At 68.2% G+C, this 26,901-nt stretch carries 21 protein-coding genes and 2 pseudogenes; 9 read left to right on the top strand and 14 right to left on the bottom strand.

Going from position 1 to position 26,901, the window contains the following annotated elements:
- Positions 1-51: 51 nt before the first annotated feature.
- From H566_RS0105210 to mpl, 9 genes are all read right to left on the bottom strand, one after another.
- Positions 52-1,320, bottom strand: coding sequence for a YeaH/YhbH family protein (locus H566_RS0105210; RefSeq protein WP_028310607.1), 1,269 nt, complete (start codon positions 1,318-1,320; stop codon positions 52-54).
- A gap of 39 nt (positions 1,321-1,359) precedes the next feature.
- A complete protein-coding gene (locus H566_RS0105215; protein WP_028310608.1) occupies positions 1,360-3,285 on the bottom strand; it encodes a PrkA family serine protein kinase in 1,926 nt (641 codons plus the stop codon).
- Positions 3,286-3,866: 581 nt separating this feature from the next.
- On the bottom strand, positions 3,867-4,577 hold the full coding sequence (gene mtgA / locus H566_RS0105220) for a monofunctional biosynthetic peptidoglycan transglycosylase (RefSeq protein ID WP_211238049.1): 711 nt from the start codon (positions 4,575-4,577) through the stop codon (positions 3,867-3,869).
- Between the two features lie 109 nt (positions 4,578-4,686).
- Positions 4,687-5,535, bottom strand: coding sequence for a shikimate dehydrogenase (gene aroE, locus H566_RS0105225; RefSeq protein ID WP_028310610.1), 849 nt, complete (start codon positions 5,533-5,535; stop codon positions 4,687-4,689).
- Positions 5,536-5,542: 7 nt separating this feature from the next.
- Positions 5,543-6,436, bottom strand: coding sequence for an energy transducer TonB (locus H566_RS23055; protein ID WP_051378068.1), 894 nt, complete (start codon positions 6,434-6,436; stop codon positions 5,543-5,545).
- A 182-nt stretch (positions 6,437-6,618) separates the two neighbouring features.
- The gene (locus tag H566_RS23060) at positions 6,619-8,805 is read right to left on the bottom strand and encodes a ribonuclease catalytic domain-containing protein (protein ID WP_051378070.1); all 2,187 of its coding nucleotides are present in this window, start codon (positions 8,803-8,805) and stop codon (positions 6,619-6,621) included.
- A gap of 215 nt (positions 8,806-9,020) precedes the next feature.
- Positions 9,021-9,761 (bottom strand): 3-oxoacyl-ACP reductase FabG, encoded by a 741-nt coding sequence (gene fabG / locus H566_RS0105240; protein WP_028310611.1) that lies wholly within the window; start codon positions 9,759-9,761, stop codon positions 9,021-9,023.
- Positions 9,762-9,833: 72 nt separating this feature from the next.
- Positions 9,834-10,484 (bottom strand): YqiA/YcfP family alpha/beta fold hydrolase, encoded by a 651-nt coding sequence (locus tag H566_RS0105245; RefSeq protein WP_051378210.1) that lies wholly within the window; start codon positions 10,482-10,484, stop codon positions 9,834-9,836.
- Positions 10,485-10,624: 140 nt separating this feature from the next.
- Entirely contained in the window at positions 10,625-12,085 is a 1,461-nt protein-coding gene (gene mpl / locus H566_RS0105250; RefSeq protein WP_028310613.1) for a UDP-N-acetylmuramate:L-alanyl-gamma-D-glutamyl-meso-diaminopimelate ligase, read from the bottom strand.
- A gap of 114 nt (positions 12,086-12,199) precedes the next feature.
- On the opposite strand from mpl, the gene H566_RS23065 reads away from it, so the two are divergent.
- The 9 genes and pseudogenes from H566_RS23065 to H566_RS0105290 all read left to right on the top strand — a co-directional run bounded on the left by H566_RS23065 (position 12,200) and on the right by H566_RS0105290 (position 20,169).
- Positions 12,200-12,775, top strand: a complete 576-nt coding sequence (locus H566_RS23065) for a hypothetical protein (RefSeq protein WP_034410512.1) — start codon at positions 12,200-12,202, stop codon at positions 12,773-12,775.
- A 92-nt stretch (positions 12,776-12,867) separates the two neighbouring features.
- Complete coding sequence (locus H566_RS23070) at positions 12,868-13,623, top strand: TlpA family protein disulfide reductase (RefSeq protein ID WP_051378072.1); 756 nt, start codon at positions 12,868-12,870, stop codon at positions 13,621-13,623.
- Positions 13,624-13,931: 308 nt separating this feature from the next.
- Positions 13,932-14,390 (top strand): acetyl-CoA carboxylase biotin carboxyl carrier protein, encoded by a 459-nt coding sequence (gene accB / locus H566_RS0105265; RefSeq protein ID WP_028310614.1) that lies wholly within the window; start codon positions 13,932-13,934, stop codon positions 14,388-14,390.
- Positions 14,391-14,484: 94 nt separating this feature from the next.
- Positions 14,485-15,852 carry an acetyl-CoA carboxylase biotin carboxylase subunit gene (gene accC, locus H566_RS0105270; RefSeq protein ID WP_028310615.1) on the top strand — a complete coding sequence of 456 codons (1,368 nt, stop codon included), beginning with the start codon at positions 14,485-14,487 and terminating at the stop codon, positions 15,850-15,852.
- 209 nt (positions 15,853-16,061) lie between these two features.
- Entirely contained in the window at positions 16,062-16,970 is a 909-nt protein-coding gene (gene prmA / locus H566_RS0105275; protein ID WP_051378074.1) for a 50S ribosomal protein L11 methyltransferase, read from the top strand.
- Between the two features lie 71 nt (positions 16,971-17,041).
- Positions 17,042-17,146: pseudogene (locus H566_RS30550) on the top strand (zinc-ribbon domain-containing protein); the annotation flags it as partial.
- Between the two features lie 507 nt (positions 17,147-17,653).
- Complete coding sequence (locus H566_RS29920) at positions 17,654-18,601, top strand: DUF3426 domain-containing protein (protein WP_028310617.1); 948 nt, start codon at positions 17,654-17,656, stop codon at positions 18,599-18,601.
- A gap of 14 nt (positions 18,602-18,615) precedes the next feature.
- Positions 18,616-19,554: a carbohydrate kinase family protein gene (locus H566_RS0105285; protein WP_028310618.1), complete on the top strand. Its 939-nt coding sequence runs from the start codon at positions 18,616-18,618 to the stop codon at positions 19,552-19,554.
- A 189-nt stretch (positions 19,555-19,743) separates the two neighbouring features.
- The gene (locus H566_RS0105290; RefSeq protein WP_051378212.1) at positions 19,744-20,169 is read left to right on the top strand and encodes an outer membrane lipoprotein; all 426 of its coding nucleotides are present in this window, start codon (positions 19,744-19,746) and stop codon (positions 20,167-20,169) included.
- Between the two features lie 102 nt (positions 20,170-20,271).
- Here H566_RS0105290 and H566_RS0105295 read toward each other — a convergent pair whose 3' ends face one another.
- The 5 genes and pseudogenes from H566_RS0105295 to H566_RS0105315 all read right to left on the bottom strand — a co-directional run.
- Positions 20,272-20,592: a DUF167 domain-containing protein gene (locus H566_RS0105295; RefSeq protein ID WP_028310620.1), complete on the bottom strand. Its 321-nt coding sequence runs from the start codon at positions 20,590-20,592 to the stop codon at positions 20,272-20,274.
- A gap of 7 nt (positions 20,593-20,599) precedes the next feature.
- Positions 20,600-21,151, bottom strand: coding sequence for a YggT family protein (locus tag H566_RS0105300; RefSeq protein WP_028310621.1), 552 nt, complete (start codon positions 21,149-21,151; stop codon positions 20,600-20,602).
- Between the two features lie 88 nt (positions 21,152-21,239).
- Complete coding sequence (locus H566_RS0105305; protein ID WP_028310622.1) at positions 21,240-21,962, bottom strand: hypothetical protein; 723 nt, start codon at positions 21,960-21,962, stop codon at positions 21,240-21,242.
- 295 nt (positions 21,963-22,257) lie between these two features.
- Complete coding sequence (locus H566_RS0105310) at positions 22,258-23,547, bottom strand: ribonucleotide-diphosphate reductase subunit beta (RefSeq protein WP_028310623.1); 1,290 nt, start codon at positions 23,545-23,547, stop codon at positions 22,258-22,260.
- A 107-nt stretch (positions 23,548-23,654) separates the two neighbouring features.
- Positions 23,655-26,615, bottom strand: a pseudogene (locus H566_RS0105315) (ribonucleoside-diphosphate reductase subunit alpha); the annotation flags it as partial.
- Positions 26,616-26,901 lie beyond the last annotated feature (286 nt).

Below are 26,901 nucleotides of genomic sequence, written 5' to 3' on the forward strand. Positions count from 1 at the left end.
CAATCAGGGCACGCGTCGGCCCCGATACCGCCACCGCAAGGCGACGGCTGCTCAACGCTTCTCGGTCACCCGCTTCTCGAATAGGCCGCGGAACACCGGATAGATCTCGTTCGGCGCCGCCACATGTCGCATCGAGAACACCGGCCGACCGTCGAGCGGCGAATAGGCGCTCCACAGGCCCGTAGGCCGCATCGAGAAATCATCCTCGTCGCGTGTTTCGATGTAGGCGAAATAGCGCAGCTTCGGAAAGATCTCGTTCTGCAGCAGGCCGACCGAGCGCACGCCATCATCCATGAGGCAATCGCCATCGGAAGCCTGGGCCGCGTACACATTCCAGCCGCGCGAATAGCGGGCCTTCATGATGTCGATCATCAGTTCGAGCGCGCTCGCCACGCGGGTGCCGCCCGATTGCCGGTCGAAGAAGAAAGTCTGCTCGTCCACTTCCTGCGCCGTTTCGGTATGGCGGATGAAGACGAGATCGACCTGATCGTATTTCCGAGTCAGGAACAGATGCAGCAGCGTGAAGAAACGCTTGGCCAGATCCTTCTTGTGCTCGTCCATCGACCCGGACACGTCCATCAGGCAGAACATCACCGCCTTGAAGGCCGGCGCCGGATAGGTCGTGCGATTGCGGTAGCGAAGGTCGAGTTCTTCGAGATAGGGCACGCGATCCAGCCGCACTTCCTGCAAGGCCATCAACTGGCGCTCGATCTCGGCAATGGTCGCGAGCGAATCGCCGCGCGCGCGAGCCTCAGCCAGCAGGGCTTCGAGCTCCTTTTCCTCGTCGTCCGGATCGTCCGACAGCGCCAATGCGCGGGCCGACGCCTGGCGCATCGTGCGCATGACCGACAGGCGACTCGGCGAACCCTCGCGCGCATAACCGGCATTGCGTGATTTCAATTCCGGCGATTGCGCGAGCTCCTCTCGCAGGCGATTCGGCAATTCGAGATCGTCGAAGAACAACTGCATGAATTCTTCGCGCGACAGCGTGAAGGTGAAGCTGTCCTCGCCTTCGCCGCCATGCCCGCCCTGCCCGCCACCTTCCTTCGGCTTCGGGATCTCGTCTCCGGGCACGAATTTGCGGTTGCCCGGATTCACCCAGATGTTGTTGCCGCCCTGGCCATTGCGGAATGACGGCTCGGTGATGCCGCGCTCGTCGATGGTGACTTCCGCTGCGCCGTCCATGTCCTTGATGCTGCGTCCGGAAATGGTGTCGGCGATCGCGCGCTTGATCTGCTGTTTATAACGGCGGATGAAGCGCTCTCGATTCGCGGCATTCTTGTGCCGCCCGTTGGGGCGGCGGTCGATGATGCTGGACATTCGTCCTCCCGAGGCCGAAGCCTCTCACCCTGCGGCGCGTCAGCTGGCTTTCTTGGTGCGCTGGTGCCATTCGACAAGAACACGGACCTGTTTCTCGGTATAGCCCTTGGAGAGCATGCGCGAGACAAAGGATTCGTGCTTCTTCTGCTCCTCGGCCGATCCCTTGGCCGTGAAAGCGATGACGGGCAGCAACTCCTCGGTATTCGAGAACATGCGCTTCTCGATCACTTCGCGCAGTTTCTCGTAGGAGGTCCACACCGGATTCTTGCCACCATTGGCGGCACGCGCGCGGAGGACGAAGTTGACGATTTCCTGCCGGAAATCCTTCGGATTGCTGATGCCGGCCGGCTTCTCGATCTTTTCGAGTTCAGAATTCAGCATCGCGCGGTCATACGACTCGCCCGTATTGAGGTCACGGTAATCCTGGTTCTGCACCCAGTAATCCGCGTAGGTGACATAACGGTCGAACAGGTTCTGACCGTACTCCGAATAGGTTTCCAGATACGCAGTCTGGATTTCCTTGGTGAGGAAATCGGCATAGCGCGGCGCAAGCCAGTCCTTGATGAAGGAAATGTACTTGCGCTTGGTTTCCTCCGGCAGATTGTCGGCCTCGATCTTCTGTTCGAGCACATACATCAGGTGTACCGGATTGGCGGCAATCTCCTGGGTGTCGTAATTGAAGACCTGCGACAGGATCTTGTAGGCATAGCGTGTCGAACTGCCGGCCATGCCTTCGTCAGGCGAGGCGAAATCACGGTATTCCTGGATCGTCTTGGCGCGCGGATCGGTGTCCTTGATGTTCTCGCCGTCGTAGACGCGCATCTTCGAATAGACGCTCGAATTCTCGGGATCTTCGAGGCGGGTCAGGACGCTGAATTGCGCCATCATTTCAAGCGTGCCCGGCGCGCATGGCGCCTGGGTGAGCGAGCTGTGATCCAGCAGCTTGCGATAGATCTTCACTTCCTCGGTCACGCGCAGGCAATACGGCACCTTGACCACGTTGATCCGGTCGAGGAATGCCTCGTTGTGCTTGTTGTTGCGGAAGTTCTGCCATTCGCTTTCATTCGAGTGCGCGAGGATCACGCCCTGGAATGGGATCGCGCCGAAACCTTCGGTGCCCTTGAAATTGCCTTCCTGGGTTGCCGTCAGCAGCGGATGCAGCATCTTGATCGGCGCCTTGAACATCTCGACGAATTCGAGAATGCCCTGGTTCGCGATGCACAGGCCGCCCGAATAGCTGTAGGCATCCGGATCGTCCTGGGCAAACAGCTTGAGCTTGCGGATATCGACCTTGCCGACCAGCGACGAGATGTCCTGGTTGTTCTCGTCGCCCGGCTCGGTCTTGGCAATGCCGATCTGGTTGAGCACCGACGGCTGCACGCGCACGACCTTGAACTTGCGCAGATCGCCGTCGTATTCGGCCAGACGCTTCTGCGCCCAGGGGCTGCTGATGCCGGTCAGGTAGCGGCGCGGAATCTTGTATTCCTGCTCCAGCACTTCGGCGTATTCGATCGGATTGAAGAGGCCGAGTGGGGATTCATTGATGGGCGAACCCTTGAGCGCATAGATGGGGAATTTCTCCATCAGCACCTTGAGCTTTTCAGCCAGCGAGCTTTTCGCGCTGCCGACCGGGCCGAGCAGATAAAGCACCTGCTTCTTTTCTTCCAGGCCCTGGGCCGCGTGGCGGAAATGCGCGACGATCTGCTCGATCGCGCTTTCCATTCCGTAGAAGCCGTCGAATGCCGGGTAATGCCGCAGCGGCCGGTTGCTGAAAATGCGCGACAGGCGCGGATCGCCACGCGTATCGATGATTTCAGGTTCGCCAATCGCCGCGAGCATGCGCTCGGCCGGCGAGGCATAGGCCATCGGATCGCGCGCGCAGAGCTGGAGATACTCCTCCAGCGTCATTTCGACGCTCTGCTTCGCGCTATACGACTCGTGGAATCGATCCAGCAAGCTTCCCATATCGCCCTCCCAGTGCCCGGCCCCGGCCGGGCGGCAATGAAGATTCAGTGACGCGGCAAAAGAGCGGGAGCAAAGAGCGCGGAACAAAGGATCGACCGGTTTCGTCCTTCACTGAACCCAGACCATTCCCGAGTCATGAGGTTCAGCCCTGATGCAGGTTTGCACAATGCCGAGCGGCATCAGGCAGTAACCACTGACAACACCGGCTGATCGGACAATTGCCCGGGATGAAGGGCAATCGGTGCATCTGGCCGGGTGGCACGGGGCGGGGAGAAACCAAAAGAGCGCTCAAAGAGCGACAACGCAGCGGCGTGTGTGTCCGCGACAAGCTCACGTTGGCAACATTCATGCCGAGTGTCGAGCGGAGTTTGGTAACAGGCGGCCGTCTCGCACATCGGCAAGTCACGGATGGACTGTAGGGGCAGCCGACGTTCCGGATTTCGGGATAAACGGTCATCCGGCGGCACTGCCGGAGCCTTCCGCTCGGAGCCGAGAGGGCAGGCTGATGCGCGCCGTCGGGCTGCGGCGACATGCGCCAGCCCGTGCTCCGCAGCTGCCCCGGACCTCGCAGTCAGCCCGTGCTAGGGCAGCGTGGCACCGCCCATGCGCGCGAGCACCGTTGCTGTCTTGCGCAGCAGCTGGGGATGGTTGCGGTTGCGGTCGAAGTAGCGCGGATTGGGCAGCATCGCCGCCAGCTTGGCGGCCTGCGGCGCGCTGAGGGCCGAAGCCGGTATGCCGTAATAGTGATGCGCCGCGGCCTCGATGCCGAACACGCCGACGCCCCATTCAACAACGTTGAGATAGACCTCGAGGATGCGCGGCTTGTCCATCCAGAACTCGATCATCCAGGTGATGACGAATTCCTGACCCTTGCGCACATAGCTGCGGTCGGCCGTGAGAAAAAGGTTCTTGGCGAGCTGCTGGGTGAGCGTGGAGCCGCCGGCGACGACGTGACCACGACGCTGGTTCTTCTGCCAGGCACGTTCGAGCGCCTCCCAATCTACGCCGTCGTGCTCGGTGAAATTGCTGTCTTCGGCAGCGATCACTGCGCGCTTGATGTTGCGGCTGATGCGGTCGTAGGCCACCCAGCTGTGCTGGATGACGGGCTGGACGGCGGCGCTGCGCTGCGTCCGTGCCGGCGTGGCGTCGACGCGCGCGACGTTCGGCTCGGGACTTTCGAGGCGCAATTGCTGGGCGCGCATGAAGCTGGTCATGCCCGGGTCGATCACGACCCACATGCCGATCTTGATGAAGAACAGCGCCTGCACCACGACGGCCGAAGCCGCCGCCATGAGCGCCAGCCGCCAGCCAATGCCAACCACTCGCGCGAAACCTGGCATGCCATTCACCGGTGGAGCGGGATCGCGCGGCGGCCACGCATGCCGCAGGCGGTGCCCGGCATCACCTGGCGGCCAGTTCGGCGCGGATCGCGGCGATGACGGCACCGGTCGTCGGCCGCACGCCGCGCCAGTCGAAGAAGGATTCGGCGGCCTGCTCGACCAGCATGCCGAGGCCGTCGGCAAGACCGGCGCAGCCACAGATGGCGGCGTGGGCCAGAAAGCTTGTCGGCTTTGCGCCGTACATCATGTCGTAAACAAAACCCGCGTCCTTCAAGAGGGCATCGGCAATCGGCGGCAAGTCGCCGTCGAGGCTGGTGCTGGTCGCGTTGATGACGACATCGAAACGGCCGGCCAGCCCGGCAAAGCCGGCGGCGGTGACTCGGGTCGCGGCGGCGCGCGCCGACTGCGCCAGTTCCTCCGCCTTCGGCTCGGTGCGGTTGGCGATCACGATCTCGGCCGGGCCGGCATCGACCAGCGGCAGCAGCGCGCCGCGCGCCGCCCCCCCCGCGCCGAGCAGCAGCACGCGGGCGCCCGCGAGCTTCACGCCGAGGTTGTCGCGCAGGTCGCGCACGATGCCGATGCCGTCGGTGTTGTCGCCATGAATGCGGCCGGCGGCATCGATCCAGAGCGTGTTGACCGCGCCGGCATGGGCGGCACGCTCGGTGAGCTGATCGGCGAGTTCGAAGGCTTCGAGCTTGAACGGTACGGTCACGTTCAACCCGCGTCCCCCACCCGCGAAGAAGTCGCGCGCGGTGACGGTGAAGCCGTCGAGCGGCGCGAGGATGCGGTCATAGGCCACGTGCTCGCCGGTCTCGGCGGCGAAGCGGGCGTGGATCTGCGGCGAGCGGCTGTGGGCGATCGGGTTGCCGACGACGGCGTAGCGGTCGGGCGAGGAGGCGGAAGCGGTCACGGGGGCGTCACTTGGCGCGGGTTTCGAACTGGTCGTTGGTGAACATCATGGTGCGCGTGATGGAGAGTTGGTCCATCTCCTTCTTCATCTGCGCGGTGAAGCGTCCGTAGGGCGCGGCGCGGCGCACGATGTTGAGCGCCGACTGGTCGAGCAGCTTGTGGCCCGAACTCTTGTCGATGTTGAGCTCGACGATGTTGCCGTCGCCGTCGATGAGCACGGTGATCTGCACCGCGCCGTACACCTTGCCGCGCGCCTCCTCGGGGTAGTTGGAGTTGCCCCACTTCTCGACCTTGCTGCGGAAGTTCTCGACATAGAGCGCGGCCGAGTAGTCCTTGGCGCCGGTGCCGAAGAAGTGCTTGCGCGGGCGCTTGTTCTCCATGTCGATGCGCTCCTGCACGATCGCCGCCTGCTGGGCGTAGGCACGCTGGGCGTCGGTCATGTCGGCGCCGTTGCGCGGATCGGGCGTGGGACGCGGCGCGTCGCTCGGGGCGGGCGTGGGCTTGCCGTCCCTCGTGAGCGAGCTGAGCAGCTTCTTCTGCTCGGCCTCGAGCTGCTGGAGCTTGCGCACCGCGTCATTGAGGGAGTTGCCGGGCTGCTCGACGCCGGTGTTGGGCAGCGGCGTGCCGGCATGCTTGCTGTCGTGCTCGCCGCCGCCGTCGAGCGCGACCTGGGCCAGCAGTTCGGCCTGAGCCGGCGCGCGGTCGCTGCGGCTGTTGACGATGACGACCTCGATGCCCGGGTCCTTGGCCTTGATCTCGAAGGTTTCGGGAGCAACGAAACGTACGGTCAGCAGGCCGCCGTGCAGCAGGAAAGACAGGGCGATCGCCGCCGCCAGCACGCGGTTGCGGTCGTACCAGTCGCGCGGGTCGAAGCGGCGCGGGGCGCTCAGGGTCTGGGTCATGGCGGCGGATTCTAGCGGCGGGGTGGCGACGGCGATGCGGCGTCGATCAGCCCGCGCCACGGTCATTTCGCAGGCTTGCGACAGCCGGCACGCGGCGACGACGGGCGCACCCGCCGTGCGCCGGGCCGTGGCGCCGGACGGCGCGCCACAGGGCGACAGCCGCCGGCGATCATGCGCCCGCGTCAGCCGGTGTTGCCGTCGGCTTTGCCCTCGGCGGGCACGAGGGCTGGCGCAGCGTCGGCCGGGGCGGCGCCCATCGGCCGCCCCTCGCCGGCAGGCTGACCGTCGGCGCCGGGCGCGGTGGCATCGCCCGCGAGCGGCGCGCCGACCACGGCCGCCTCGCCCTCGGCCTCGGTGGCGACGGCTTCGGGCGTGTCGGGCAGGTCTTCCTCCAGCGCCTCGACATCGGCGGGCGCCTCTTCCTCGTGCACGGCGGCCAGACGCGCCTCGATCGTGAGCGCGGCCTCGTCCACGGCGAGCACGTCCACCTCGACGCGGGTGCCCGGCGGCAGATGGCCGATGCCCGCGAGCGGCAGCACCAGCGGCAGCGCGGCGAGCCGCACGTTCTCGTTGCGCAGCACCACGGCGTCGAGCCGCCTGCCGCCGCCGACGAAGCCTTCCTGCGCCAGCCAGCGCAGGCACCAGTAGCGTTCGAGCTGGCTCTGCACCGTCGCGTAGGCGGCATAGGCCGCGTCGAAGGCGCCGATGATCGCGAACAGCTCGGCCGAGTTCTTGGCGAAGGGCACCGGCTCGCCGCGCGCGACGGCGAGGATCTGCCACTGGTTCACGAGGTCAACGTAGCGGCGCAGCGGCGAGCTGCTCCAGGCGTAGTGCTTGACGCCGATGCCGATGTGCTGCGCCGCATGCGTCTGCATGCGCACCGCGCTCTGGCGCGCGCCGGGGCGGGCCCAGTGCGTCTGCACGCGGTAGATGCCGGGCACGCCCTTCTCGTCGAGCAGGCGGCCCCAGGCGCTGTTCGCGAAGATCATCCACTCGGCCACGATGCGGTCGAGCGGCGCGTCGCGCTTGCGCTGCTCGATCACGACGCGCTCGGCGCCGCCGTCGTTCACGACGCGGAAGTTGAAGTCGGTGCGGTTGCGCGGCTCGGGCTTGCCGCGGATGACCTCGCGGTCGCTGGCAAGGCGCGCGGCGATGCGCGCGAGCGCCTGCAATTCGCGCTTGAACGGGAAGTCGGTCGTGTCATCGACGAGGGTGTCGTCGGTGATGAGATGGTCGAGCCGGTCGTGGCGCAGGTTGGCGGCGATCGGCACCCGCTCCACCTTGGTTTCGGTGGCGCGGCACTCGCCGGTGTCGGCGTCGAAGTCGCCGTAGATCGACAGCGCCGGGCGCGCCGTGCCCTCGCCGAGGGTGAACACCTCGACCAGCGCGTCGGGCAGCATCGTGATCTTCTCGCCCGGCATGTACACGGTGCTCAGGCGCTTGCGCGCAATGGCGTCGAGCGCGTCGCCGGGGCGGATCGCCAAGCCCGGCGCGGCGATGTGCACACCAACGCGCACCGTGCCGTCATCGCGCCATTGCACCGACATCGCGTCGTCGATCTCGGTCGTCTGCGAATCGTCGATGGAGAAGGCTTGCACCTCGGCCACCGGCAGGCTGGCGGCGGCGTCGAGGGCGGCGGCCGGCGGCTCGACCGGCGCGAAGCCGGTGCCGCGCGGGAACCATTCCACGAGAAAGCGGCCGCGATGCAGGTCCTTCACGTTGGCGAAGGCGCCGGCCTTGAGCAGCAGCTTTTCGGGCGACTGGTGCGCGTCATGCGCGGCGGCGTCGAGCGCCTTCCATTCGATGCCGTTCTTCTCGGGCTTGAACAGCAGGAAGGCGGCGCGCGCGAGCGCCGGATCGTGGCCCGGCTCGGCGCCCCAGCCCTCGGGCAGTTCGCCCGCGACGAGCTGGCGCGCGAGTTCCGCCTGCTTCTCGGCGGCGATGCGCTTCTTTTCCAGCCCGGCGAGCGCGGCCTTCAGCTCGGTTTCGGGCGCGGGGCGGTAGCGGCCCTTGCCCTTGCGGCGGAAGTACATCGGCGAGGTGTGCACGCGCAGCAGCAGCGCGGCGTACTGCACCGGGCTGAGCTTGCCGCCGAAGTACTCGGCGCCGAGGGCCGACACGTCGAACTCGTCCTGCGGCGCGACTTCCCACAGGAAGTCGAGGTCGATCTCGTCGGCCATCGCCTGGGCGGCGGGCAGCAGCTCGTCGGCCGCCGGCGCGTCGAACTTGAGCACCACGGCCGAGGCCTTGATCTTGACCCGGCGGCCGGTGGACATCTCGACCTGGTAGCTGGTCGGTTCGCTGCCGCCCTGGGCATCGAGCACGGCGCCGGCCTTGAAGCCGCCGTCTTCTTCAAACAGAACTTGCATCGTCGATCGTGAAAAAGGGCCGCGCGTGGCGGCCCGGGGGAATCTGGTGGAGGCGCGGCGTGCCGCGCTGCAAGGCTGGCGCGCGGCGCCGTGCCGGATGGCGAGAGGGTAACGCGAGCGGCTGACGACGGGCCGGCGCGGCGCCCGCCGCCTGCCGCCGGCCGCGCGGGTCCGTCACAGGCAGCGGGCGCTGGCGCCTCGCCGGCACGTCGGCGTCAGACGCTCATGCCGCCGCCGACCTCGATCACCGCGCCGTTCACATAGCTCGCCTCGTCGCTCGCGAGGAAGGCGTAGACGTTGGCGATCTCCTCGGGCCGGGCGAGCCGGCCGAGCGGCACGCGCGAGGTCATCTGCTCCAGCACCTTGGCCGGGATGGTGTCGAGGATGTGCGTCGCGACGAAGCCAGGGCAGACGGCGTTCACGCGCACGCCCTTGGGGCCGAGTTCGCGCGCCCAGGTCTTGGCGAAGGCGATGACGCCGGCCTTGGTGGCGGCGTAGTTGGTCTGGCCGAAGTTGCCGTACAGGCCGACGACGCTCGACGCATTGAGGATCACGCCGCGCCCCTGGCCGACCATCGTGTCGGCCACCGCCTGCGAGCAGTTGAAGACGCCGCGCAGGTTCACGTCGATCACGCGGTCGAACTGCTCGGCCGTCATCTTGAGCAGGCGGGCGTCGGCGGTGATGCCGGCGTTGTTGACCAGCACGTCGATGCGGCCCCAGGCGTCGAGCGTCTTCATGACCATGAGGTCGACGCTCTCGCGGTCGGTCACGTCCACCGCGAAGCCGCGCGCCTGGGCGCCGTCGCGCAGCAGGCCGGTGACGGCCGCGTCCACCTGCGCCGGATCGAGATCGGCGACGACGCAGATCGCGCCCTCGGACGCGAACTTGCGCACCGTCGCGAGGCCGATGCCGTTGGCCGCGCCGGTGACGATGGCGACTTTGCCGTTGAGTCTCATGGGCGGGTTCCTTGGGTTGCGGAAGTAGGAGAACCGGCGGACCGAGCCGCGCCGGATAGTGGCGGGCCAGCCTCAGCCGGCCGCCGGCCGGCCCGCGTCGATGCCGCAGAAATCGAGGATCGCGGGCAGATGCCGGTCGAAATCGCTCAGCCCGTGGTCGCCGCCCTGCACGATGGTCTTGCGCGCGCCGGCGTAGAGCCGGTCGGCGTCACGCCAGTCGAGCACCTCGTCGCCGGTGGCGGCGATGAGGAAGTAGCGCTCGGGCCGGGTGATGGTGGCGGGCGCGATGGCGCGCAACTCGTCCACGTAGGACGGCAGGAAGTCGAAGCTCTGCGACGGATCGTGGAAGAGGGTGTGCGTGCCGACCAGCGGCGACAGGTCGCGCCCCACATCGACGGCCGGATTGATGAGCACCGCGCGGCAGCCGAGCCGCTCGGCGGCGGCCGTCGCGTACAGCCCGCCGAGCGACGAACCGACGATGACCAGTTCCGTCGCCGGATCGGCGCCGTCGAGCGCCACCTGGCACACGGCGATCGCGAGCCGCAGCGCGAGCGAGGGCGACGGTGGCAGCGTCGGCGCGTGGAAGCGGTCGCCCAGCTCCAGCGCGTCGAGCGCGCTCGCCATGCGGCACGACTTGAACGACGCCGGCGACGAGCGGAAGCCGTGCAGATAGACGATCGCGGCCGGACCGGCGGGGTGGGTGCCAGCGCCATCGGCGCGCATGTCGATGCGCTCGCTGCCGGCGTGGAACGGGACGATCGGGCGCTCGCCGGCCTCGTCGGCGCCGGGCTTGCCGGCATGGCCGTCGCCGGTGCCGGGCGCCGCGCGCGGCGCGTCGGGTTGCGGATCTCGTTCGGCGCTCATCACTCGCCCTTTCCGGCCAGCGCTTCGAGCAGCTTGTGATGCACGCCGCCGAAGCCGCCGTTGCTCATCACGAGCACGCGGTCGCCCGGCTGCGCGGCGGCGGCGACGGCGTTGACCAGCTCGGCCAGCTCGGTGAAGGCGCGGGCGCGGGCGCCGAGCGGCGCGAGCGCTTCGGCCAGATCCCAGCCCAGCGCGTCCTTGCCGTCGCGCGCGCCGTAGCCGAACACGAGGTCGGCGCCCGCGAGCGAGCCGGGCAGCTGGGCCTTCATCGTGCCGAGCTTCATGGTGTTGGAGCGCGGCTCCAGCACGGCGAGGATGCGGGGGCCGGCGCCGATGGCATGGCGCAGGCCCGCGATGGTGGTCTCGATCGCGGTCGGGTGATGGGCGAAGTCGTCGTACACGCGCACGCCGGCCGCCTCGCCGCGCAGCTCCATGCGGCGCTTGACCGAGCGGAAACGGCGCAGCGCGTCGAGCGCGCGCTCGGGCGCGACGCCGGCGTGCTCGGCGGCGGCCAGCGCCGCGAGCGCGTTCATGCGGTTGTGCTCGCCCTGGAGCGCGCCGTCGAACACGTCGGCCGGCAGCCGGCCGATGACGGCGTTGCCGCGCAGGAATTCAAGCTCGGCCGTGCCGGTGCCGGCCTGCGACACGGTCACCGCGCCATGGGTCGCGCCCGCGGCCGCCGCCGTGCCCGCCTCCACCTCGCGCACGCGCCAGCCATCTTCCGCGCCGAAGCGTTCCACTCCCGACCAGCAGCCACGCTTGAGCACCCGCTCCAGCGCCGCCTCGCGCGCATTCACCACCAGCCGCCCGCCGCCGGGCACCGTGCGCACGAGGTGATGGAACTGGGTCTCGATCGCGCCGAGGTCCGGAAAGATGTCGGCGTGGTCGAACTCGAGGTTGTTAAGGATCGCGGTGCGCGGCCGGTAATGGACAAACTTGCTGCGCTTGTCGAAGAAGGCCGTGTCGTACTCGTCGGCCTCGATCACGAAGAAGGGGCTGGGCGTGGCGCCATGCAGCCGCGCCGACACGCCGAAGTTGAGCGGCACGCCGCCGATCAGGAAGCCCGGCGCGAGGCCCGCGTCTTCCAGAATCCACGCGAGCAGCGAGCTGGTCGTCGTCTTGCCGTGGGTACCGGCCACCGCCAGCACATGGCGCCCGGCGAGGATGTGCTCGGCCACCCATTGCGGGCCGCTCACATAGGGCAGGCCGGCGTCGAGGATGGCTTCCATCAGCGGATTGCCGCGGCTCACCACGTTGCCGATCACGAACAGGTCGGGCACGAGGCCGAGCTGCTCGGGCGACCAGCCCTGGATCAGCTCGATGCCAGCCGCTTCGAGCTGGGTGCTCATCGGCGGATAGACGTTGGCGTCGCAACCCGTGACGCGATGGCCCGCCTGGCGCGCGAGCTGCGCGACCCCTCCCATGAAGGTGCCGCAGATGCCGAGGATGTGGATGTGCATAGGCGGCGGATTCTAGCGAAGGGGGTGGTCGCGTCCGGGGCCATCCGTCGGCCACCGGCCCCGCGCCGCGCGTTACGAAAATCGCCCTCCGCCCCCTCGGCTACCATCGTCCGCATGCCTGCCGCCGACCATCTCCGCGAGCGCATCGCCGCCGCCGCCGCCCGCCTCGTCGCCGAGGACGGGCTCGATTACGCCTCCGCCAAGCGCAAGGCCGCGCGCGAGGTGCTCGGCAAGCGCCAGCCCGACGACGAGGTGCTGCCCGACGACGACGAGATCGAGGAGGAGTTGCGCACCTTCCAGCGCCTGTATCAGGGCGAGAGCCAGCCCGCGCGCCTCGCCGAACTGCGCCGCATCGCGCTCGATGTCATGGACCTGCTGCCGCACCAGCCGCTCTGGCTCGTCGGCCAGGTGGCGAACGGCACGGCCGGCGAGCTGTCCGAGATCTATCTCCAGGCCTACGTCGACAGCAGCAAGGACATCCACATCGACCTGCTCAACCGCGACATCGACGCCGATGCCGACGAGATTCCCAACCCCTTCGGGCGCGGCCGGGTCGAGCGGCTGAGCTTCCTGTGGCAGGGCGAAGCGGTGCACATCACGTGCTACGCGCCGCGCCAGGCCCGGCAGATCGGCGAGCAGGTACCGGAACGGCTGTCGCGCGAGGCGCTGGCGGCGTTGCTCGCCGGCTGAGCCGGCACCGCCCCGACCGTGGCGCGACCGACCGCGAACCGGCCCGGCGGTCCGCGTGACCGGGCGGCATCACGACCTTCGAGGAATCCGCGATGAAACTGAAATTCGGCCCGCTGGCGGTCTTGCTGATCGCCGCCGTCGCTCTGGGTGGCGGCCTGCTGTTCGGCCTGCACCGCGACGCGCAACGCTATGACCTGCCGGCGCTGCCGGACGGGGCCGGTGCCTCGGCGGGCAACGATGCCGCAGCTCCGGCGGGCCAGTCCGGCGGCGCCACAGACGCCGCGCCAACCGGTCATCCGGCAACCGGCAATCAAGTAACCGGCGCGGCCGGCGCCGATCCGGCCGGCGGCAACCCGCCCGCCGCCGGCATTGCCGGAGCCGCGCCCGCCAGCTTCCGCCCGACCGAGCCGGCCGTGACCGCACTGTTCGCCGCGCGCTTCGACGACCTCGACGGCCGCGCGCGCGGCCTCGCCGAGTTTGCCGGCCGCACCGTGGTGGTCAACTTCTGGGCCACCTGGTGCGCGCCCTGCGTCGAGGAGATGCCCGGCCTCCAGGCGATCGCTACCGACCTCGCGCCGGCCGGCGTGAGCGTGGTCGGCATCGCGATCGACAATCCTCAGCCGGTGCGCGATTTCGCGCGCGCCCACGGCATCGGCTATGCGCTGCTGCTCGGCGCCGCCGAAGGCACCGAACACGCGCGCGCTCTCGGCGACAAGGCCGGCGGCCTGCCCTACACGGTCGTGATCGGCCCCGACGGCCAGGTGCGCGACCGCCACGCAGGCCGGCTCGACCTTGCCGCGCTGCGCACCACGCTGGCCGCGAGCGCACTCGCCACCACGCCGCGCTGAACCGCCGCGTGCGACGCGCCGGACTGGCGGGACGCGATGCGCCTGTTCTGGACTTTGGCCCGGCTTGTGGCCACACTGCGCGCCGCTCCAGTCGCGCCGGCTGTCGATTTCGTCGATTTTCGAGGCCGCGCCGCCGTCCTTCGTGACATCGTCCGCAGCCCGCCACCTAGCCGAAGCAGTCCTTGATTCGGCGCAATTGCTTCCAGTAAGCACAAATTGGCTACAATTCAGGCCAGTTTGATTCACATGCGGCGCCCGTTCGGCCGCATTCCGGCCCGCCGCAGGGGCACCGCCACTCCAGGACTCGCATGGATCTCCGCAAGCTCAAGACGCTCATCGACCTCGTCGCCGACTCCGGCATCTCCGAACTCGAAGTGACCGAGGCCGACGGCAAGGTGCGCATCGTCAAGACCTCGCCGCAGGCCGCGCCGGTGTACGTGCAGCAGGCCGCCGCGCCCGCGCCGGTGGTCGCCGCCGCGGCACCGGCGGCCGGGGCGCCGGCCGCCGCCCCGGCCGCGCCCGAGGCACCCAAGGGCCATGTGGTGAAGTCGCCGATGGTCGGCACCTTCTACCGCTCGCCGTCGCCCGGCGCGAAGTCGTTCATCGAACTCGGCCAGCAGGTCAAGGAAGGCGACACGCTCTGCATCATCGAGGCGATGAAGCTGCTCAACGAGATCGAGTCGGACGCCACCGGCGAGGTCAAGCAGATCCTGGTCGAGAACGGCCAGGCGGTCGAATACGGCCAGCCGCTGTTCGTCATCGGCTGATTCCGTTCCGCCTTCCGGGCGCGCCCGCCGCTGGCGCGCCGCCGCCGGCAATCGCATCGCGCGGCGCCCTCCCCGACCACGAGGCATCCAAGTCATGTTCCAGAAAATCCTGATCGCCAACCGTGGCGAGATCGCGCTGCGCATCCAGCGCGCCTGCCGCGAACTCGGCATCAAGACGGTCGTCGTCCATTCCGAGGCCGACGCCCAGGCCAAGTACGTCAAGCTCGCCGACGAGTCGGTCTGCATCGGCCCGGCGCCGTCGGCCCAGAGCTATCTCAACGTCCCGTCGATCATCAGCGCCGCTGAAGTGAGCGACGCCGAGGCGATCCACCCCGGCTACGGCTTCCTGAGCGAGAACGCCGACTTCGCCGAGCGCGTCGAGCAGTCGGGCTTCACCTTCATCGGCCCGCGCCCCGACACCATCCGCCTCATGGGCGACAAGGTCTCGGCCAAGCAGGCGATGATCAAGGCCGGCGTGCCCTGCGTGCCCGGCTCCGACGGCGAACTGCCCGAGGACCCGAAGGAGATCGTCAAGATCGCGCGCGCGGTCGGCTACCCGGTCATCATCAAGGCGTCGGGCGGTGGCGGTGGTCGCGGCATGCGCGTCGTGCATACCGAGGCGGCGCTCATCAACGCCGTCACCACCACGCGCACGGAAGCCGGGGCCGCCTTCGGCAATCCGTCCGTGTACATGGAAAAGTTTCTCGAGAATCCGCGCCACATCGAGATCCAGATCCTGGCCGACGAGCACGGCAACGTGGTGTTCCTGGGCGAGCGCGACTGCTCGATGCAGCGCCGCCACCAGAAGGTGATCGAAGAGGCGCCCGCGCCGCATCTTCTGCCCAAGCTGCGCGACAAGATCGGCGCGCGCTGCGCCGACGCCTGCAAGAAGATCGGCTATCGCGGCGCCGGCACGATCGAGTTCCTGTACGAGAACGGCGAGTTTTACTTCATCGAGATGAACACGCGCGTGCAGGTCGAGCATCCCGTGACCGAGATGATCACCGGCATCGACATCGTGCAGCAGCAGATCCTCATCGCCGCGCACCAGCCGCTGCCCTTCCGCCAGCGCGACATCAAGTTCGAAGGCCATGCGATCGAGTGCCGCATCAACGCGGAAGATCCGTTCACCTTCATCCCGAGCCCCGGTCGCATCACCAACTGGCATGTGCCGGGCGGCCCCGGCGTGCGCGTGGACTCGCACGTCTACAACAACTACTTCGTGCCGCCGAACTACGACTCGATGGTCGGCAAGCTCATCACCTACGGCAAGACGCGCGACCAGGCGATCGCCCGCATGCGCGTGGCGCTGAGCGAGATGGTGGTCGAAGGCATCAAGACCAACATCCCGCTGCATCGCGAGCTGATGCTCGACCCGAAGTTCATCGAAGGCGGCACCAGCATCCATTACCTCGAACACCGACTGGCCCAGCGCAAGCAGGGCGAGGGCGAGTCGGCCTGAGGGCCGGCGCGTCGGGCGGGCAACCGTCCGGCAAGCAGTCACGCGAGGGCGGCCCGAGGGTCGCCCTTTCGCTTGCTGGGTGAGGGCGATCGGCCCGGGGTGGCCGAGCCGGCGCCCGACCGGCCCTGCCGCATCGCATCGCGCCCGGTCGCCTGACATCCGCGCGGCCGAAGCCGCACATCGAATACCGCTTTTCCGGGAGAACGCCCATGTTTGCAGAACTCGTCTATCGCATGGGCGAGGCCGAGGCCGAAGCGCTCGGCGACGCCATGCTCGAAGCCGGCGCGCTGTCGGTCACGGTGGAAGACGCCGACCTCGACACCGACGCCGAGACGCCGATCTTCGGCGAGCCCGGCCTCGAACCCGAGGTCGCGGCCTGGACCAACAACCTGCTCGTCGCCCTCATCGACGCCGGCGAGTCGGCCGAGCATGCGGCGCTCGCGCTGGAGCAGAAGCTGGCCGAGATCTGGGAAGGCAGCCAGCCGGTGCGCGAAGCCATCCGCCTCGTCGATGACCAGGACTGGGTGCGCGCGACGCAGGCGCAGTTCGACCCGATCGGCATCGGCCGGCTGTGGGTGGTGCCGAGCTGGCATCAGCCGCCCGAGGGCGCCGAGGTGGTGATGACGCTCGACCCCGGCATGGCCTTCGGCACGGGCGGCCACCCCACCACGCGGCTCTGCCTCGAATGGCTGGAGCGCGAGCTGCCCGCCGGCGCGCGCGTGCTCGACTACGGATGCGGCTCGGGCATCCTCGCCATCGCCGCCAAGCTGCTCGGCGCCGGCGAGACCGAAGGACTGGACATCGACCCGAACGCGGTCATCGCCGCGCGCGACAACGCCGGGCGCAACAACGTGGAGGCGCGCTTCCACGACGCCGAGACGAGCGTGTCGGCGGGCGGCTTCGACGTGGTGGTCGCCAACATCCTGTCGAATCCGCTCAAGGTGCTCGCGCCGGCGCTGGTCGCTCAGGTGAAGGCTGGCGGCGCGCTGGTGCTGTCGGGCGTGCTGGAGCGCCAGGCGCTCGACGTGGCCGCCGTGTACGCCGAATGCGGCCTGCCGGTCGAGGTCGCGGCCACGCTCGACGGTTGGGTATGCTTGGCCGGTCGCCGGCCGGCCTGACCGGGCGCGCGCCACCACCGAGCCGGGCCTGACGGGCCCGCGCGCCAACCCCAACCACCCGCCCCGCGCCCATGGCCCTCGCGACCCGCTGCCCCAACTGCGGCACGACCTTCCGCGTCGTGTCGGACCAGCTCAAGCTCAGGCGCGGCCTCGTCAAGTGCGGTCATTGCGCGACCGTGTTCAACGGCATCGAGCAGCTGCGCTACGTGGCGACGCTCGGCGATTCGCCCAACACGGTGATCCGGCCGGTGCCGCCGACGCCGCCCGCGCCCCCTGCGCCGCCGATGCCGGTCGCGCCACGGGCGGATGCGCCGACAGCCGTCGTCGACGTTCCCGCGCCGGTTGCGTCACCAGCAGGCGCGGCGCCGGCGGTACCTCGGCCCGCCGATGTTCCGGCGAGCCCGCCGCCCGCCGCCGGGCCTGCCGCCGCTGCAGAACCCGCAGCCGGAACGGTTGAGCCGTCCACAGCCGGGCCAGCGCCGGCCACGACAGCGCTTGCAAGCCCGCCACCGGCTTCACAGCCGCCGTCACGGGAATCGGAGCCGCCCGCCGACGAGGCACAGGCGACATCCATCCCGCCGGCCACCGAGGCGTCCGAGTCCGAGTCCGAGTCCGAGTCCGAGTCCGAGTCCGGGCCCCTGTCCGGGTCTGAATCCGGGTCCACCGCGCCGGCGCCCGAACCCATGTCACCCGCCGTCGCGGCCGAAGACACCGACGTCGCCTCGCCCGAGCAGTCGGAGTCCGTCACGCGCGAAACCGGCACGGCCGAATCCGCCTCACCGTCGCCCGCGCCGACCACCGACGCCCCTTCGCAGCCCGGGACGACGCCCGCGCCCGTCACCCGACCGGCACCGTCCGAGCCGGACCGCCTCGACCCCGGCTTCGACCCCACGCTCTCGGTCGAGAACCATCCCGCCGCACGCCCGCTGCCCGAACCCTCGTTCGACCGCGAATGGGTCGCGAAGGCCGCCACCGCCTACGCCGCGGCGCGTGCGATGCCGGTCAACGAGGCCGAGCCGAAGGAACTCCCGCCGCTCACCCTCATCGAGGTCGAGCGCCGCCCGGGCATGCCGGTACCGCGCAGCATCGCCGAGGACCCCGACCGCGTTCCCTCGTTCATGCGGCAGCGCGCCGAGATGTCGCGCGCGCTGCGGCTCGCGCTGCGCGTCGTGGCACCGGTGCTCGCACTGACCTTGGCCGGACAGGCGCTCTGGCTTTTTCACGATGAAGTCGCGGCCGCCCTGCCAGCCACGCGCCCCGCGCTCGAAGCCGCCTGCGCCCGCGCCCGCTGCGTGATCGAGCTGCCCAAGCGCGCCCACCAGTTGCGCGTGGCCAGCGCCGAGCTGCGCCAGACCAGCGAGGACGGCGGCCATGACCTGCATGTCGGCCTGCGCAACGAATCGCACTGGAACCAGGCCTGGCCGGTACTCGACGTCTCGCTCACCGACGTGCAGGGCAAGCTCATCGCGCGCCGCATGCTGGCTGCCACCGACTACCTCCCGGCCCAGCCCGACGCCGCCCGCCTCGCGCGCGACGGCCTCGCCGCCAATGCCGAACAGCAACTCGTCGTTCCCCTGCGGATCGATGCCACGGGCGTCGTGGGCTACACCGTCGACGCCTTCTTTCCCTGACACCGGATCACGCCATGTCCACGCTCATCTGCGGCTCGGTCGCCTTCGACACCATCATGGTGTTCCCCGGCGAGTTCAAGGAACACATCCTTCCCGACCAGGTTCACATCCTCAACGTCGCCTTCCTCGTGCCCGAGATGCGGCGCGAGTTCGGCGGCACCGCCGGCAACATCGCCTACAACCTCAACATGCTCGGGGGCAAGCCGATCGTCATGGCCACGGTCGGCCAGGATTCGGACGTCTATCTCGAACGCCTGCGCAACCTCGGCCTCGACACGCATTGCTTGAAGCGCATCCCGTCGGCCTACACCGCCCAGGCCTTCATCACGACCGACCGCGCCGACAACCAGATCACCGCCTTCCACCCCGGCGCGATGAATCATGCGCACGAGAACCATGTGGCCGACGCAGGCCCGGGCGTGGAGATCGGCATCATCGCGCCCGACGGTCGCGACGGCATGTTCCAGCACGCGCAGGAAATGCATGACGCAGGCATCCGCGTCGTGTTCGATCCGGGCCAGGGCCTGCCGATGTTCAACGGCGAGGAACTGCTGCATTTCATCTCGCTGGCCGAGGTGGTCGCGGTCAACGACTACGAGGCGCGCCTGATGTGCGAGCGCATCGGCAAGCCGCTCGAAGAAGTGGTGAAGCTCGCGCCGGTGTTCGTCGTGACGCGCGGTGGCGCCGGCTCCGAAATCTACGTGCGCGGCGAGAAGATCGAGATCCCCTGCGTGAAGGCCGAGCGCATCGTCGATCCGACGGGCTGCGGCGACGCCTATCGCGCCGGCCTGCTGTTCGGCATGCAGCGCGGGCTCGATTGGGCCATCACCGGACGCATCGCCGCGATCCTCGGCGCGCGCAAGATCGCCCACCGCGGCGCCCAGAATCATCACTTCACGACTGCCGATGTCCGCTCACAATTCGCGGCCGAATTCGGCTCTGCCCAGTGGTAGCGTGAACCGCGATTCCGGCACGGAAAGCCTCGGCCTCCCGTGCCGGAGCTGCCAGATCACACACAACACCTCGGCAGGGAGGACAGCGTCATGAACGGGAAGGATCGGATTTCGGCGGCAGGCCATGCCACCGGCACGGCAACTGGCTCGCGCCTGTGCGGCGCGCTCGCGCTGGTGCTCACGGCCACGATGGCGGTGGGCGCGCTGGGCGGCTGTGCCTCGCCGCGTACCTCGGCTTCGGTCTATGACGCAAACACGGTCGGCCGCGAGCAGACGGTGCGCATGGGCACGATCGAGTCGGTGCGCAGTGTCACGATCGACAAGGGCAATACCGGCGTAGGCGTCGCGGGTGGCGCGATCGCAGGCGGCGTGGCGGGGGGCGCGGTGGGCGGCGGACGCGGCTCGGTACTGACGACGATCGGCGGCGCCATCCTCGGCGGTCTTGCCGGCCAAGCGATCGAAGGCAGCGCCTCGAACCAGCAGGGCCTCGAACTCACGGTCAAGCTCGACAACGGCGACATGCGCGTGGTCGTGCAGGCGGCTGACGAAACTTTCGCGCCGGGCGACCGCGTGCGTCTGCTCAGCGGTGCCGGCGGCACGCGCGTCACGCACTGAGCGTCAAGTGCCGGGGGGCGCCGGCCGATCGGCCCGATAGCTCGGCGTGAGTCCGACGACGATCGCAGCCGCCGCATGCGCGGCGCCGGCATCGCCGACGATTCAGCCTTGGCCCCGGAGGCTGCGCATCACCGCATCGAGCGCGGCCTCGCCGCCCCCGATGCCCGACACGCTCACACGCTTGCGGCGCGAGGTCTGGCCCGATACCAGCTCAACCTCGCGGCGGCCGACGCCACAACGCTCGGCAATCCATTTCACAAGCAGTTCGTTGGCCTTGCCGTCCACGGGCGGTGCGGCGAGCTTGAGCTTGAGCGCGCCGTCATGCAGGCCGACGGCCTCGGTACAGCGCGCGCCGGGTTGCACATGCAGCTCGATCAGCAGCCGCCCCGCCGCGTCCCGGCGCAGCCAGTCGCAGGCGGGCATGGCGGCGTCAGAACAGGCCGAGCGTCATCGCCATCACCCGCGCAATGACCATCTGCGCGACCTGCACGATGAGGATGAGCACCAGCGGCGAGAAGTCGATGCCACCGAAGGTCGGCAGCACGCGCCGGATCGGCGCAAGCATGGGCGCGACCAGCATGTCGACGGCCGGTGCCATCGGCGCATGCGGATTCACCCAGCTCAGGATCACGTGCACGAGCACAAGACCGAAGACGAGATAGGTCGCCCACTTCAGGCAGGCGAACAGCGAGGCGACGATCAGCCCGCCGATCGCCGGTGTGCCGAAGGGCAGCACCAGCAGCAGATTGACGACCAGCGCGACCAGCAGCGCGCCGACCACACTTGCCCAGTCGATACCACCCACCCCGGGCAGCACCCGGCGCAATGGCAGTACGAGCCAATTGGTGATCGTGAAGACGAAGCCCGACAACGGATTGCGCGGCGAGAGCCGTACCCATTGCATGTAGGCACGCAGCAGCAGGGCACTGCCGAGAATGTCGCCGACGGTGTCGATGACGAACCGGAAGATGTCGTACAGCATGGCGCTCCTTCAGCCGCGCCGTCGCCGTGAGGGCGACGGGCCGGCGGGCGTCATCGGCCGCGAGGCGGCCGGGAGAATGCGTGCCCGATCAGGGACGCGGCGTGGTCGGGAAAGGCCAGGCGGTGGGGGCCTCGCCCTCGGCGGGCTTGGCGACAGCCTTCTTCGCGGCCTTCTTGGCCGGCGCCTTCTTGGCGGCCGGCACGGCAGCCTTCTTCGCGGCGGGAGCCTTCTTGGCGGCCGGTTCGGCGGCGGGCGCGACAGCCTTCTTGGCCACAGCCTTCTTAGCAGGCGCCTTCTTGGCGGCGACCGGAGCGACGGCAGCCTTCTTGGCGACGACGGGCTCGGCGGCCTTCTTGGCGGCAACCTTCTTCGCCGCGACCTTCTTGGCGGCGGCGACGGTCTTGACGGCGGCCTTCTTGGCGACCGGAGCGGCAGCCTTCTTCGCGGCGACCTTCTTGGCCGCAACCTTCTTCACGGCCACGGCCTTCTTGGCGACGGCCTTCTTGGCGACCGGCGCGGCGGCCTTCTTCGCGGCAACCTTCTTGGCCGCGACCTTCTTCACGGCCACGGTTTTCTCGGCGGCCTTCTTGACGGCGACCTTCTTGGCGGCCGGCGCGGCAGCCTTCTTCTCGGCGACGGCCTTCTTCGCGACGGGCGCGGCGGCCTTCTTCACGGCAACCTTCTTGGCCGCGACCTTCTTTGCGGCGGGCGCGGCAGCCTTCTTGGCGGGCACAGCGGCTTCGGCGACCTTCTTGGCCGCAGCCTTCTTGGCCGGCGCAGTCTTCGCGGCAGTCTTCTTGGCAGTTGCCATGACGATCTCCTTCACAGAGCTGATAGTTGAAACCGGGAACCGGCGTGGGCGTGCATGACGCGAACCGGGCACATGCGCACGATCCGATCGGCCAATGCACAAAGGCGCGCAGACCCGAAGGCCATGCGCGCCTGCATTGCACCCGCCGACTTGCAAGCGTATGCAAGGTCGGCGGGCGGATCGAATTCGGTTGAAGTCACCGTGGCTCGTTCAAGCACAAATCATATGAAATCGATTCTAACAACCGGTGGACCGAAAGCGCGCGCTTTTGTTGCGCGCGCATGACCGTCGGTCGTCAATCCCACGCGAGCGTGCCCCCGGTCTGGTACTCGATGACGCGGGTCTCGAAGAAATTGCGTTCCTTCTTCAGGTCGATCATCTCGCTCATCCACGGGAAGGGGTTCTCTTCGTTCGGGAACAGCGGGTCGAGGCCGATCTGCGTCGCGCGACGGTTGGCGATGAAGCGCAGATAGGTCTTGAACTGCGGCGCATTCAGGCCCAGCACGCCGCGCGGCATCGTGTCCTCGGCATAGCGGTACTCAAGCTCGACCGCCTTCTCGAACAGGCTCTTGAGTTCGGCGCGGAACTCGGGCGTCCACAGGTGCGGATTTTCGAGCTTGATGGTGTTGATCAGGTCGATGCCGAAGTTGCAGTGCATCGACTCGTCGCGAAGGATGTACTGGTACTGCTCGGCGGCGCCGGTCATCTTGTTCTGGCGGCCGAGCGCGAGGATCTGCACGAAGCCGACGTAGAAGAACAGGCCTTCCATGAGGCATGCGAAGACGATCAGCGACTTGAGCAGCTTCTGGTCGTTCTCGGGCGTGCCGGTCGTGAAGTTCGGGTCGGTCAGCGTGTCGATGAAGGGGATCAGGAACTCGTCCTTGTCACGGATCGACTGGACCTCGTGATAGGCGTTGAAGATCTCCGCTTCATCGAGCCCGAGCGACTCGACGATGTACTGGTAGGCGTGCGTGTGGATCGCCTCTTCGAAGGCCTGGCGCAGCAGGAACTGGCGGCACTCGGGCGCGGTGATGTGGCGATAGGTGCCGAGCACGATGTTGTTCGCGGCGAGCGAATCGGCCGTCACGAAGAAGCCGAGGTTGCGCTTGACGAGGCGGCGCTCGTCCTCGGAGAGCTTGTCGCTCTTCCAGAGTTCGATGTCGCGGCCCATGTTCACTTCCTGCGGCATCCAGTGGTTGGCGCAGCCGGCGAGGTACTTGTCCCAGGCCCACTTGTACTTGAAGGGCACGAGCTGGTTGACGTCGGTGGCGCCGTTGATGATGCGCTTGTCGGCGACGTTGACGCGGCGCTCGTCGGCGGCGCGCTGGCTGATCACTGGCGCGTTGACGGCCGGACGCGGCTGCGCCGGCGCGCGATGGATCGCGGCCTGCTGCGCGGCCTGGGCGGTACTCGCGTAATCGGTGGCGGGCAGCGGCGAGCCGACCTGAAGCTGCTCGACGACTTCGCGCAGCTCGTGCGCGACTTCGCGCAGGCGCAGCGAGGGGTCCTGCTCGGGGCGCGGGGCTTGGGCCGGCGCCTTGGGCGCGGCCGTCGGGGCAAACATTTCGTCGTCCCAGGTCAGCATGATGTTCTCCGTGTTTTTGGCGAGGCGTGATGGCGGCGGATGTCGCGCCAGTCAGGCGGGAAAAAGAGGGGAAGACGGCCGCGCGAAGCGGCCATCGCAATGCGTGATTACTGGCAAGCCTCGCAATCCGCGAAGCCCGGATCGCCCGGACGCAGCGTGCAGACCTGGCCCATCACTTCGGGTTCCGGCAGCACGAGTTCGATCTCGTCGGCGCCGCTGTTCGCGGGCACGGCGGTGGCGACCGGCGACGGCACTGCAATCGCATTCACTTCACTGGCGACCGCATTGAGCGCGCCCGTCGTCGAGCCGGCCGAGCCGCCGAAACCGGCGCCCGACATGCCACCCGCGCCGAAGCCGCCAGCCATGCCGCCATCGGTCGGCACGGCGTTGAGTTCGCCGCCACGGCCAGTCGACTTCTCGGCGCTCGTCGCCGACAGCGCGCGCAGGTAGTACGTGGTCTTGAGGCCGCGCAGCCAAGCGAGCTTGTAGGTGTCGTCGAGCTTCTTGCCCGAGGCGCCGGCCATGTAGATGTTGAGCGACTGGGCCTGGTCGATCCACTTGCTGCGACGTGCCGCGGCTTCGACGATCCACTTCGGCTCCACCTCGAACGCCGTCGCGTAGATGGCGCGCAGCTCGGCCGGGATGCGGTCGATCTTCGAGCACGAACCGTCGAAGTACTTGAGGTCGGCCACCATCACCTCGTCCCACAGGCCGAGCGCCTTCAGGTCGCGCACGAGGTAGTCGTTGACCACCGTGAACTCGCCCGAGAGGTTCGACTTCACGTAGAGGTTCTGGAACGTGGGTTCGATGCAGGCCGACACGCCGATGATGTTGCTGATCGTCGCGGTCGGCGCGATGGCCACGCAGTTGCTGTTGCGCATGCCGTATTCGCGGATGCGGGCACGCAGGCCATCCCAGTCGAGTGTGCTGCCCATGTCGATCTCGACATAGCCGCCGCGTTGCTCGGCCAGCAGCGCGAGCGTGTCCTGCGGGAGGATGCCGCGATCCCACAGCGAGCCGCGATAGGTGCTGTAGCGGCCGCGCTCGGCGGCGAGTTCGGTGCTGGCCCAGTAGGCGTGGTAGCAGACCGCTTCCATCGACGTGTCGGCGAAGGCGATCGCCTCCTGCGACGCGTAGGGCGTGTGCATGAGGTGCAGGCAGTCGCTGAAGCCCATGATGCCCAGGCCGACCGGACGGTGCTTGAGGTTGCTGTTCCGCGCCTTCGGCACCGCGTAGTAGTTGATGTCGATGACGTTGTCGAGCATGCGCATCGCGATGCTGACGGTGCGCTTGAGCTTGGCGAGGTCCAGCGAGTACTGGCCGTCGACGCCCTGCTTCATGTGCGCGACGAGGTTGACCGAGCCGAGGTTGCACACGGCGATCTCGGTCTCGCTCGTGTTGAGCGTGATCTCGGTGCAGAGGTTGGAGCTGTGCACCACGCCCACATGCTGCTGCGGCGAGCGGATGTTGCAGGGGTCCTTGAACGTGATCCACGGATGGCCGGTCTCGAACAGCATGCCGAGCATCTTCCGCCACAGGCTCGTCGCCGGAATCTTGCGATGCAGCTTGAGCTCGCCCGACGCGGCCTTGGCCTCGTAGCGCGTGTACGCCTCTTCAAAAGCCTTGCCGACCTTGTCATGCAGATCGGGCACGTCCGACGGCGAGAACAGCGTCCAGTCGCCGTTCTCCATCACGCGCTTCATGAACAGGTCGGGAATCCAGTTCGCCGTGTTCATGTCGTGGGTGCGGCGGCGGTCGTCGCCGGTGTTCTTGCGCAGGTCGAGAAACTCCTCGATGTCGAGGTGCCAGGTTTCGAGATAGCAGCAGACCGCGCCCTTGCGCTTGCCGCCCTGGTTGACCGCGACGGCCGTGTCGTTGACGACCTTGAGGAAGGGCACGACACCCTGGCTCTGGCCGTTAGTGCCCTTGATGTGCGAGCCGAGCGCGCGTACCGGCGTCCAGTCGTTGCCGAGGCCGCCCGCGTACTTGGCGAGCAGCGCGTTGTCCTTGATGGCCTCGTAGATGCCGTCGAGGTCGTCGGTGACGGTGGACAGGTAGCACGACGACAGCTGCGAATGCAGCGTGCCCGAGTTGAACAGCGTCGGCGTGCTGCTCATGAAGTCGAAGCTCGACAGCACGTTGTAGAACTCGATCGCGCGCGTCTCGCGGTCGATTTCATTGATGGCGAGACCCATCGCCACGCGCATGAAGAAGGTCTGCGGCAGCTCGATGCGACGGCCCTTCACATGCAGGAAGTAGCGGTCGTACAGCGTTTGCAGGCCGAGATAGCCGAATTGCAGATCGCGCGAGTGATCTAGCGCGGCGGCGAGCTTGTCGAGGTTGTAGTTGCGCAGCTCGGGGTTGAGCAGCTCGGCCTCGACGCCGGCCTTGATGAACTGCGGGAAGGCCTCGGCATAACGCGTGGCCATGTCGCCCTGGAGCACTTCCTCGCCGAGCACTTCCTTGCGGATCGTGTGCAGCAGGATGCGCGACGTGACCTGGCTGTAGGCCGGGTCCTTCTCGATGAGCGCGCGCGCCGCGAGGATCATCGACTTGAAGACCTCGTCCATCTGCACGCCGTCGTACAGGTTCTTGATGGTCTCCTTGAGGATGGGCTCGGCCTGCACCTGGCTGCCGAGGCCTTCGCAGGCGGCGCGCACGATGGCTTCGAGCTGGCCCATCGGCAGCGGCAGCTTCTGGCCGTTGTCGATGACGCTGATGCCGCCGGTTTCCACCTGCTGCTGGTGCTGGGCGGCGCGCTCGGCGGCGCGACGCTCGCGGTAGAGCACATAGGCGCGCGCAACCTCGTGCTCGCCCGAGCGCATCAGCGCGAGTTCGACCTGATCCTGGATGTCCTCGATGTGGAAGGTGCCGCCCGCGGGCTGGCGACGCAGCAGCGCGCCCACCACGTCGCGCGTCAGCTTCTCGACCACCTCGCGCACGCGCGCCGAGGCCGCGCCCTGCCCGCCGTTGACCGCGATGAAGGCCTTGCTCATCGCCACCGCCACCTTGGACGGCTCGAAACCGACGACCGCGCCGTTGCGGCGGATCACGCGGTAATCGGCGAAGGACGAGGCACGTGCCGACGTCACGCCCGAATCGGACGGCTGGGCACGCACGCCGCTGACATCGCTGGGGTCGATCGGCTGGGCAAGTTGATCCATGGAGTCTCCTGGGAAGAACACGGCGACGACGTGAGGGCGTGGCCGCGTCACGTCTGAATGGGTCTGGAGCGCGCCGGAAATGCGGGTCCTCACGGGACGCCTGCGGCCCGCGCGCTGCGGAAAAGATCGGTCAGGAATGCAGGTTTGGCTGTGCGCCGGCACAAGACCGGCACGGAGGCGACGACGATGA

This window comes from Derxia gummosa DSM 723, assembly GCF_000482785.1.
Taxonomy (GTDB): Bacteria; Pseudomonadota; Gammaproteobacteria; order Burkholderiales; family Burkholderiaceae_E; genus Derxia; species Derxia gummosa.

Coding starts and splice junctions, on each gene's coding strand:
- H566_RS0105210 (WP_028310607.1), bottom strand. CDS start 1,320: ATGTCCAGCATCATCGACCGCCGCCCCAACGGGCGGCACAAGAATGCC.
- H566_RS0105215 (WP_028310608.1), bottom strand. CDS start 3,285: ATGGGAAGCTTGCTGGATCGATTCCACGAGTCGTATAGCGCGAAGCAG.
- mtgA (WP_211238049.1), bottom strand. CDS start 4,577: ATGGCGGCGGCTTCGGCCGTCGTGGTGCAGGCGCTGTTCTTCATCAAG.
- H566_RS23055 (WP_051378068.1), bottom strand. CDS start 6,436: ATGACCCAGACCCTGAGCGCCCCGCGCCGCTTCGACCCGCGCGACTGG.
- H566_RS23060 (WP_051378070.1), bottom strand. CDS start 8,805: ATGCAAGTTCTGTTTGAAGAAGACGGCGGCTTCAAGGCCGGCGCCGTG.
- fabG (WP_028310611.1), bottom strand. CDS start 9,761: ATGAGACTCAACGGCAAAGTCGCCATCGTCACCGGCGCGGCCAACGGC.
- H566_RS0105245 (WP_051378210.1), bottom strand. CDS start 10,484: ATGCGCGCCGATGGCGCTGGCACCCACCCCGCCGGTCCGGCCGCGATC.
- mpl (WP_028310613.1), bottom strand. CDS start 12,085: ATGCACATCCACATCCTCGGCATCTGCGGCACCTTCATGGGAGGGGTC.
- H566_RS23065 (WP_034410512.1), top strand. CDS start 12,200: ATGCCTGCCGCCGACCATCTCCGCGAGCGCATCGCCGCCGCCGCCGCC.
- H566_RS23070 (WP_051378072.1), top strand. CDS start 12,868: ATGAAACTGAAATTCGGCCCGCTGGCGGTCTTGCTGATCGCCGCCGTC.
- accB (WP_028310614.1), top strand. CDS start 13,932: ATGGATCTCCGCAAGCTCAAGACGCTCATCGACCTCGTCGCCGACTCC.
- accC (WP_028310615.1), top strand. CDS start 14,485: ATGTTCCAGAAAATCCTGATCGCCAACCGTGGCGAGATCGCGCTGCGC.
- prmA (WP_051378074.1), top strand. CDS start 16,062: ATGTTTGCAGAACTCGTCTATCGCATGGGCGAGGCCGAGGCCGAAGCG.
- H566_RS29920 (WP_028310617.1), top strand. CDS start 17,654: ATGTCACCCGCCGTCGCGGCCGAAGACACCGACGTCGCCTCGCCCGAG.
- H566_RS0105285 (WP_028310618.1), top strand. CDS start 18,616: ATGTCCACGCTCATCTGCGGCTCGGTCGCCTTCGACACCATCATGGTG.
- H566_RS0105290 (WP_051378212.1), top strand. CDS start 19,744: ATGGCGGTGGGCGCGCTGGGCGGCTGTGCCTCGCCGCGTACCTCGGCT.
- H566_RS0105295 (WP_028310620.1), bottom strand. CDS start 20,592: ATGCCCGCCTGCGACTGGCTGCGCCGGGACGCGGCGGGGCGGCTGCTG.
- H566_RS0105300 (WP_028310621.1), bottom strand. CDS start 21,151: ATGCTGTACGACATCTTCCGGTTCGTCATCGACACCGTCGGCGACATT.
- H566_RS0105305 (WP_028310622.1), bottom strand. CDS start 21,962: ATGGCAACTGCCAAGAAGACTGCCGCGAAGACTGCGCCGGCCAAGAAG.
- H566_RS0105310 (WP_028310623.1), bottom strand. CDS start 23,547: ATGCTGACCTGGGACGACGAAATGTTTGCCCCGACGGCCGCGCCCAAG.